This is a genomic window from Helicobacter salomonis, from assembly GCF_900197775.1.
GTDB classification, from domain to species: domain Bacteria; phylum Campylobacterota; class Campylobacteria; order Campylobacterales; family Helicobacteraceae; genus Helicobacter; species Helicobacter salomonis.
Genome location: NZ_FZMA01000003.1, coordinates 19,692 through 27,649, shown reverse-complemented (window position 1 = coordinate 27,649; position 7,958 = coordinate 19,692). Strand labels below are relative to the sequence as shown.

The following is a 7,958-nucleotide window of genomic DNA, read 5'->3' as shown; positions in this document are numbered from 1 at the left end:
TATCCCTAGGGGACAATATCATCACCAAGGCCCAAGACAATAGTGGCCCGTGGAATGGAGCAGCGCGCTGGCTCAATCAAAGAAGTGGAGGGGTGATTGGCATCAGCCCTGAATTGGCCGCTACAGACAATGCGATCAATCAGTATAGCTATTTTCTAGCCCGTGCGATGAATAGTGGCAAGACCACTAACCAGACCATTGAGGATGCCAAGAATATCAGTGCCTTTAAGGCCCGTAGCGCACAGGAGAACACGGCTAGAATGGGAGAGAACCAGAACATTGCTCTAAATTATCTTGCTGAGCAAATCAATGAACTGCAAGCTCTAGGGGGCAGAGTGCCCCCAGATGTGGTCCAATCCTATCTCAAGCACAAGGCTAGAGTGCAATACATCCAACAACATGGGGGCAAGATTGACCTAGACACTTACCATAAAGTGGGAAATGCCCCATCTTTACACAAAGGAGACTAATGGCACAGCTGTATGATGGAGCATGCAATGGCTGGAATTGGACCAATAATACAGGCAAGGGAGTAGATTTGCTCATCACACTTAGAGGGTGTTCTGGAGAAGATGTGCGCCATTTTTACAGAGAGACAAGGGCAGAGGTGTTGAATGCTTATGGACCTGGCAAACAGGGTGCAAGTGTGCGTATCTGGCTTAACACTCTGCGCTTTGACATGATTGTCCCTGGATGAAGGGTGGAAGATGGAAGTCGGGTGGCTGGAGGGAGATGGGAGTTAGCCAATGTGAATGGACCTGGTTGGTGGTATCGCCCCTACTACAACGCACAGGGACGCTACATTGATAGGAACTATGGAAATACTGTCAATGTAGATAAATCAGTTTGTGCTAAGGCAGGACTAGACCCTGATATTCACAACACCGATGAGTTTAAGACGAGGGTAGACGCTGTTACACCTGTTACATGTAACCACATCAAAGAACTTGGCGAACATCTTAATGCCATTTGTCAGGCCATCACCCCACAAGACAAACAAGTTACTCCAACACAGATCAAAGAACTTGTTATCAAAGAAATGCAACGACTTAGAGACTTAAACAGCACACAAGAGCAACAACACAAGCAAGACTTAGAGACACAGAACAAGACCATAGACAAGCTTACCCAAGAGAACCAAGCACTCAAAGATAGCCATGCTTACTTAAAGGCAACCCTCATAGACCTTACCACGCTCTCAGATTCAAAAGACAAGAAACTCGCAAGTAAAGAGGCTAAAGCCCTGCGGGTGAAGCTAGAAAGCAAAAAATGCAAAGTCAAAGCTTGCGAATTGTTTTTAACTTTGCCTATAAGTGTGAAACAAGGCTTATCTAATCTCTTTAAAGAGGGCGATCTACTTGCTTTTTGTCCGCCGGTATTCAGGGTAAAAATATCGAAATGCTTTGGGATTACACCAACAATGCACTTAAAAGCGACACAGAGGGCGCGCAAACCCTCATAGAAATCTTTTACGCCCTCTTTGCCTACTACGAACAAGCCACCCTCTACCAACTAGACCCCTTAGAAGTCGGGCAAACTTACGACCCCACCAAGCACCAACGCCACCGCTCTAGCACCAATGCGAGCGGCAAAATTACCCAAGTGTTGTTGCGGGGCTTTAAACACGCTAGAACCGGTGAAGTCAAACGCCAATCTGTCATCAAACTTTAAGGAGGATGCTATGGAACGCACTAAGACCATCAAGGGCATTTATCTCACTCAAGAACACCTTGAAAAGAGTTTGAGAACAACGATAACCTTTCAAACCCTAAGCATTCTTTTACTAAGCATGTTAATGCTTGTTTTGAGATTTTTAAACAAAGTGTGGAGAACCAAGAGGTGGTAAGCCTCGATGAAACCACCTTTTACTTGCCCAAAAACAATGTCTTTGGGTTTGTGTATCCGTAGCATGACCATAAAATATCGTCTTCAGCACTGTAAAAGACTTGAAGGATTTAGGCACATTATAGGCCCAAACCGCAAAGAAGTCATCGCACATGCGATGACTAGGCGCAAAGCTCTTCCGCTTTACACCTATGCAGGTTCCAGGGATTTAAACACCATCACCACCGCCATTAACACCGCAGCTAAACAAAAAGGCATCAAACTAGTCATCATAGATTATCTACAACTTATAGAGCTCCAAGATGAAAACGCAAATTTGCACGCCAAACTCTCTAAGATATCCTCCGCACTTAAAGCCTGTGTCACACAGAATAATATTACGATTATCGCTTTAAGTACTCTCAAGAAGCCCACAAATGCCACACTTATACGATTATTTCTTGCAAAATATGCGTGTTAGAAGGGGTGGAATAAAAACACATTGTGGCGCATAATGTAAGCATCCCTTAAGTTAAATACCACTAATCTTCAGCTAGGTAAGTGGACCAAGCCTGGAGTTCGGGGGGTTGTTTCAGTTGTCTCGTGGTGGCTTGGGTCTCGCCCATTGCTGTAGTGGGTCTTGAGGTTTTAGGGGTTGTGGGCCGGCTTCGTGGCCTAGAGGATTTGAGGTCCTTGTAGGCTAGGGGCGCTGGTTTAGTTTATCGGGGTCGCTTTTTTGCTTTGACCCCCCTTTTGGGACGTATAATTCATTATCAGTGTTTCGAAATTATGTCAAGGGAGTTTTATAGATGAAAAAGTTTATTCTAGGTGCATTTTTAGTTTCCTCTTTAGCGCATGCAACAACCATTGATACTACCAAAGTAAGCATGAGTTTTACTGCATTTAAAACTCCCCACAAGGCGGGTGTGGAAGGCACTTTCGACAATGTGGTTTATCGTTTTAATAAAGATATGTCCAGCGTCGCGCACGCCTTAGACAAAGCCACCGCCACAATCAATGTTTCTCATGTGAATTTACACGACGATCTCAAGAACAAAAACCTAAAAGAATCATTCTTTGATTTGTTCAAGGACAAGAACCTAAAAGTTACTTTTAGAGATATTGTAGCGGGTGAAAATCAGGGCACGATTTTAGCTGGTGTGCGCATGAATGCTAGGAGCGTTAAAGTTCCTATGACCTACACAATTCAGGATAACAAACTCGTAGCCACTGGTGTATTGGATGTTTTGGAGTTTGGCCTTAAAGATGCCCTTCAAAAACTTGCCAAAGCATGTGAGGTTCAGCATGAAAAATTAACTTGGTCGCAGGTCCAGATTACATTTAAAGCGGACCTTAAAGATTAATGGCCAAAAAACAGCTAGGCCACACGCTTCTGCACAGTATTAACGACTTTAACGAAGCAAAGCAGGTGATTTTTGGAGGGGTGAATTCTCCTGTGCGCGCCTTCCAAAGTGTGGGAGGCACTCCTCCCTTCATCTTTAAAGGTGAAGGCTATTCTCTCTATGATGTCGATGGAAACTCCTATGTAGATTTTGTGCAGAGTTGGGGACCCCTGCTCTTTGGGCATGCAGATGCACAAATCCAAGAGCGCGTTATTGAAGTCTTGCGGCGGGGTTTGAGTTTTGGTGCACCTACAGAACTAGAAACCACTCTAGCTAAAAAAATTGTGTTGAGCTATGAGGGGGTTGAAAAAGTACGCTTGGTGAGTAGTGGAACGGAAGCAACTATGAGTGCTATTCGCCTCGCCAGAGCTTTCTCTCAAAAGGATGACATTATCAAATTTGAGGGGTGCTATCACGGACATAGCGATAGTTTATTGGTAGGTGCAGGCAGTGGCTGTGCTAGTTTTGGGGTGCCTGACTCTTTGGGCGTGCCCAAGAGCATTAGCCAGCACACTTTAGTAGCACGCTACAACGACATTGACTCTGTTAGAGAGTGTTTTCGAGCGAGCAATCAGGTGGGTTGCGTGATCATCGAGCCCATCGCAGGCAACATGGGCTTAGTGCCCGCTCAATTGGAGTTTTTGCAGGCACTGCAAGATTTATGCCATCAACACCACGCCGTGCTGATCTTTGATGAGGTGATGAGTGGTTTTAGGGCTTCTGCAAGTGGCTCGCAGGCGTACCACCGCCTGGTGCCGGATTTGGTTACCTTTGGTAAGGTGATTGGAGGAGGTTTGCCCTTGGCGTGTTTTGGAGGCAGGGCTGAGATCATGGAATTGCTTGCACCTGCAGGAGGGGTTTATCAAGCGGGTACTTTGAGTGGTAACCCTGTGGCTGTGGCCGCGGGCATTGTCGCCTTAGAAAAAATTGCCCAAGACCCTAAACTCTACTCGAAATTGGAAGCACTCGCCCTGCGCTTCACCGAGGGGCTTGCGCGCGCGGCACAATCCCATGATTTTGCTTTGCAAACCTGTGTGCGCGGAAGCATGTTTGGCTTTTTCTTTAGTGAACAAGCGGTGCATAATTTTGAGGGGGCCAAGGGTGCTAACAAAGCATTGTATGCAACTTTCCATCAAAAGATGCTCCAAAAGGGCGTTTATTTAGCCCCCTCTGCATTCGAGAGTGGCTTTATCTGCACTCCTATGCATGAGGATATTATCGATGCATGCGTGCAGAAAGCCAAGGAGAGTTTTTCTGAAATGATGCATGGAATCTGAACCCAAGTTCAAACGGATTATAGAAAGAGCCAGTGTTCTGAGTTTGGGTATCTCCATCGTGGTGGCGATTCTCATTGGTATTGGCATTGGTTATGGGCTCAAGCGCCTCACTGGCATTGCATGGTTATTTTGGTTGGGGGTTTTTTGGGGGGTCGGAGGGGCTGTTCTCAATGTCTACAAAGCTTATAAGCGCGCCAAAAAAGACCTAGATGCTCTGGCTCAAGATCCCAAGTATAAACACGATTCCCATGTGTAGCTTAAAATGTGCCCTCCTCATACTGATGTGTAATACGCTAGGGGCAGGAGTGGTAGCCTATGGCTGGGGTCTGTGGGCTCTACTTAACTTTGAGGCGAGTTTTGTAGGGTTCTTGTTAGTACTGATAACGGGATATCAACGGCTTAAGAACACTTTGGGCGATGCACAACACACTCATTCCTCGAAGTTTATGTTAGGAGTGGGGTTGAGTGTGGGCTGGCCCAAGATGGGGGCTTATGCGATCTTATTGGGCACTCTGTTGGGGCTTATGCATTGGAAGGTCTTCCAACCCATTCCCTACCTCATAGGGCTGGGAGTGTGTTTGGCCAGCGTACTAGGGGTATATCTCCTTAAAAGAGCTTGAGTGTCTTACCAAGTGCTGTAAGCGTAGCCTGTGTTATAATCTCAAATCTAAAAAAGCTCTTCTGGACAGAGAAAGGACTTCTGGTGCCCGTTCCTCCATCTTCTTTTAAGCTCAAATGCCCCAAATGCGGAGCGACCAAAATTATTAGCCCTAAAAGCGATGCGCTTTTGCCTACTGATTTAGGGCAAACTTGTGCTAAGTGTGGCATCGCGATGGAGCGCACCATAATGGGGTTATGGGATTGTGTATTGGGAAGGTTCAAGCCCCGCTTTTAAGACTTTTAGCAAAATCGGCAAATACTTTATTGATACTCTGAAGTTGGAAGAGTTATCCCGTAGCGCAGCCCGAATAATTCAAATTCTAGTGCGCTGGCCTCTAGGGCAAGCTGAGTTTGGAAGGGTTTGAACACACCTTGGAAATCTGCTTTTTTAGCGTCTAAATAGGCCCTGGCATGATCATCGCTCATATAAAGTGGTTCGCCCACAAGAGGAAAACCTAGCGCGCTTAAATGGAGGCGGATTTGGTGCGTGCGACCGGTGAGCGGGGTGATTTGAAGCTGAGTGTGCTGTGTCTTAGGGCAAAAGCGCAAAATCTGCACACTCGTAGCGCTGGGTTTGCCCTCTTTAGCAATTTGGCAACGAATGCCTAGATCGGCACGCTTGCTCTTGGGTTCTAAAATTTTTAAGATCACACTGAAGGGTCCTTGTGCGTAAGCACGCATATCCCCCTGCACCCACGCTCGGTAAGTTTTACTAATTTGGCGTGTGCTAAAGAGTTCTCTAAGAGCATTTTCATAACACTTCTGCGTGCTGACCATCACTAGCCCGCTGGTTTCATAATCCAGGCGGTGAATTAGGCGCGCATGAGGGTTGCGTGCGTGCACGCTCTCATATAAACTGGCGCTGTTGTAGTTCTTGGGATGAGAATAGAGATTTTTGGGCTTGTAATAGATTTCAAAGTAAGGCGTGCTGAAAAAAGGCGTGAGAGTGGGGGAGTGCAGAGCTTTGAAATGTAACAAGGCAACCTGCCCTACAATATGCTCAGATTTATGGATACGCGTGCCATTTACATAACACAAACGCCCCCGATCTAGTAGGCTTTGTGCCTGTGCGCGCGAACATGCCAACACATCACACACAAAAACCCACGCCTTAGTGGGTTGGGAGAGATCAAAGATTTCGCGTACGAAAGGCATTACAAACAAGCTTGCACAAAGGCCTTAAACAGAGGATTAGGAGCAATCAATCTGGAAGTGAATTCGGGGTGGTATTGCACCCCTATGAAAAACTTTTCTGCAGGCAGAGCCAAGGCTTCTATAAGATTGTCAGGATAGCTATGCGCTACAACCTCTAGGCCATGTTGGGCATACTGCTTGACATAGTCCTTATTAATGGTGTAGCGATGGCGGTGGCGCTCTTTAACCTCGAGCGTGCCGTAAGCTTTTGCGATGGGTGAACCCTCTTTGAGCGCGATTAAATGCGTGCCCAAACGCATGCTCGAACCCTTGTGGGTGATGTGCGCTTGGCTTTTAAGTAGGCTCACCACTGGGTGCGTGCACTCAGGAGAAAATTCACTAGAATGCGCTCCTTGTAAACCCAAAACTTGTCTAGCAAATTCCACTACCATTAATTGCGCCCCCAAACACACTCCTAAAAAAGGGATGTGGTGCGTGCGCACATGTGTGATCGCATTGATCATCCCTTCAATGCCGCGTGTTCCAAAACCTCCGGGCACTAAAACCCCATGCAGGTCTTGCAATTTATGGGCCACGCGTGCGCGCAAATGCGCATCCGTTTCACCCTCTTGCAATTCCAGCTCTTCACTATTGATGAAAGCCACCTCAACCCTAACTTGCAAATGCGCTCCCACACAGACCATGCTCTCTAAATAACTCTTATAAGATTCACCCAGGTGCACATACTTGCCCACAAACCCAATCTTAATTGTGCGTTTGGGATTTAAAATATGTGTAACCAGCTCATCCCAAATCTGTAACTTTTGACCGTCTGGACAGGCCTGGATGTTGAAATGCTCGCAGATCGCCTCTAATAAACCCTCTTTAAGATATTCTGAAGGGCAGGCGTAAATGCTGGGTACATCACGCGCCTGAATCACATTCTTGATGGGCACATCGCAACTGCTCGCAATCTTAGCTTTCAATTCGGTGCTCAAGGGCTGGCTACAGCGCGCTAAGATAATATGCGCGCTCACACCCAAGCGGCGCAATTCAATGATGGAATGTTGGGTGGGCTTACTCTTGAGCTCTTGGCTGGTGGAAATATAGGGCACAAGGCTGACATGCACATTGGCTACACGCGCGCGCCCCAAGGTGTTCTTGAGCTCCCGAATGGCTTCTAGGTAAACCATTCCCTCAATGTCGCCTACCGTGCCTCCCACTTCTACAATTAGAAAATCTTTGCCTTCACCAAGTTTTAAAATCCGCTCTTTGATCTCGTCCACAATATGGGGAATAACTTGGATTGTCTTGCCTAGATACTTGCCTTTGCGTTCCCTTTCAATCACGCTCAAATAGATCTGCCCAGTGGTAAAATTATTTTCTTTGGAAAAATCCTTATTTAAGAAGCGTTCGTAATGCCCGATGTCTAGGTCCGTTTCACTCCCATCAGCTGTAACAAAAACCTCGCCATGCTCAAAGGGGCTCAGTGTGCCCGGATCGACATTAATATAAGGGTCAATCTTCAGAATATCTACTTCAAAGCTGCAGAGTTTAAGCAGATGGGCTAGGGAGCTAGACGCCACCCCTTTACCCAAAGAACTCAATACACCCCCGGTGATAAAGATGAATCTAGTCGCCATACTTATCCTTAATAAGA

Annotated in this window: 10 protein-coding genes and 1 pseudogene; 9 read left to right on the top strand and 2 right to left on the bottom strand. The window is 46.5% G+C overall.

Translation table 11 applies throughout. The features are described from left to right. The 9 genes and pseudogenes from C6H04_RS00970 to C6H04_RS00935 all read left to right on the top strand — a co-directional run. Positions 1 to 470 (top strand): annotated as a pseudogene (locus tag C6H04_RS00970) (hypothetical protein); the annotation flags it as partial. Continuing rightward, the gene (locus C6H04_RS00965; RefSeq protein WP_104732081.1) at positions 470 to 697 is read left to right on the top strand and encodes a hypothetical protein; all 228 of its coding nucleotides are present in this window, start codon (positions 470 to 472) and stop codon (positions 695 to 697) included. The pseudogene C6H04_RS00970 and the gene C6H04_RS00965, both read left to right, overlap by 1 nt. A gap of 3 nt (positions 698 to 700) precedes the next feature. After that, the gene (locus C6H04_RS08055) at positions 701 to 1,462 is read left to right on the top strand and encodes a hypothetical protein (RefSeq protein ID WP_233711804.1); all 762 of its coding nucleotides are present in this window, start codon (positions 701 to 703) and stop codon (positions 1,460 to 1,462) included. Next, entirely contained in the window at positions 1,399 to 1,671 is a 273-nt protein-coding gene (locus C6H04_RS08050) for a hypothetical protein (RefSeq protein ID WP_233711803.1), read from the top strand. Before C6H04_RS08055 ends, C6H04_RS08050 begins: the two co-directional genes overlap by 64 nt. A gap of 181 nt (positions 1,672 to 1,852) precedes the next feature. Further along, entirely contained in the window at positions 1,853 to 2,305 is a 453-nt protein-coding gene (locus C6H04_RS00955; protein ID WP_104732080.1) for a DnaB-like helicase C-terminal domain-containing protein, read from the top strand. Positions 2,306 to 2,633: 328 nt separating this feature from the next. Next, positions 2,634 to 3,188 (top strand): YceI family protein, encoded by a 555-nt coding sequence (locus C6H04_RS00950; RefSeq protein ID WP_104695804.1) that lies wholly within the window; start codon positions 2,634 to 2,636, stop codon positions 3,186 to 3,188. Then, positions 3,188 to 4,504, top strand: a complete 1,317-nt coding sequence (gene hemL, locus C6H04_RS00945; protein WP_104732079.1) for a glutamate-1-semialdehyde 2,1-aminomutase — start codon at positions 3,188 to 3,190, stop codon at positions 4,502 to 4,504. The genes C6H04_RS00950 and hemL overlap by 1 nt, the downstream gene beginning before the upstream one ends. Beyond that, on the top strand, positions 4,494 to 4,760 hold the full coding sequence (locus tag C6H04_RS00940; RefSeq protein ID WP_104732078.1) for an AtpZ/AtpI family protein: 267 nt from the start codon (positions 4,494 to 4,496) through the stop codon (positions 4,758 to 4,760). The genes hemL and C6H04_RS00940 overlap by 11 nt, the downstream gene beginning before the upstream one ends. A gap of 25 nt (positions 4,761 to 4,785) precedes the next feature. Next, positions 4,786 to 5,124 carry a hypothetical protein gene (locus C6H04_RS00935; protein ID WP_233711802.1) on the top strand — a complete coding sequence of 113 codons (339 nt, stop codon included), beginning with the start codon at positions 4,786 to 4,788 and terminating at the stop codon, positions 5,122 to 5,124. 301 nt (positions 5,125 to 5,425) lie between these two features. On the opposite strand, the gene C6H04_RS00925 is transcribed toward C6H04_RS00935, so the two are convergent. After that, on the bottom strand, positions 5,426 to 6,319 hold the full coding sequence (locus tag C6H04_RS00925) for a pseudouridine synthase family protein (protein WP_104732075.1): 894 nt from the start codon (positions 6,317 to 6,319) through the stop codon (positions 5,426 to 5,428). After that, the gene (gene pyrG / locus C6H04_RS00920; protein WP_104732074.1) at positions 6,319 to 7,941 is read right to left on the bottom strand and encodes a CTP synthase; all 1,623 of its coding nucleotides are present in this window, start codon (positions 7,939 to 7,941) and stop codon (positions 6,319 to 6,321) included. The genes C6H04_RS00925 and pyrG overlap by 1 nt, the downstream gene beginning before the upstream one ends. Positions 7,942 to 7,958 lie beyond the last annotated feature (17 nt).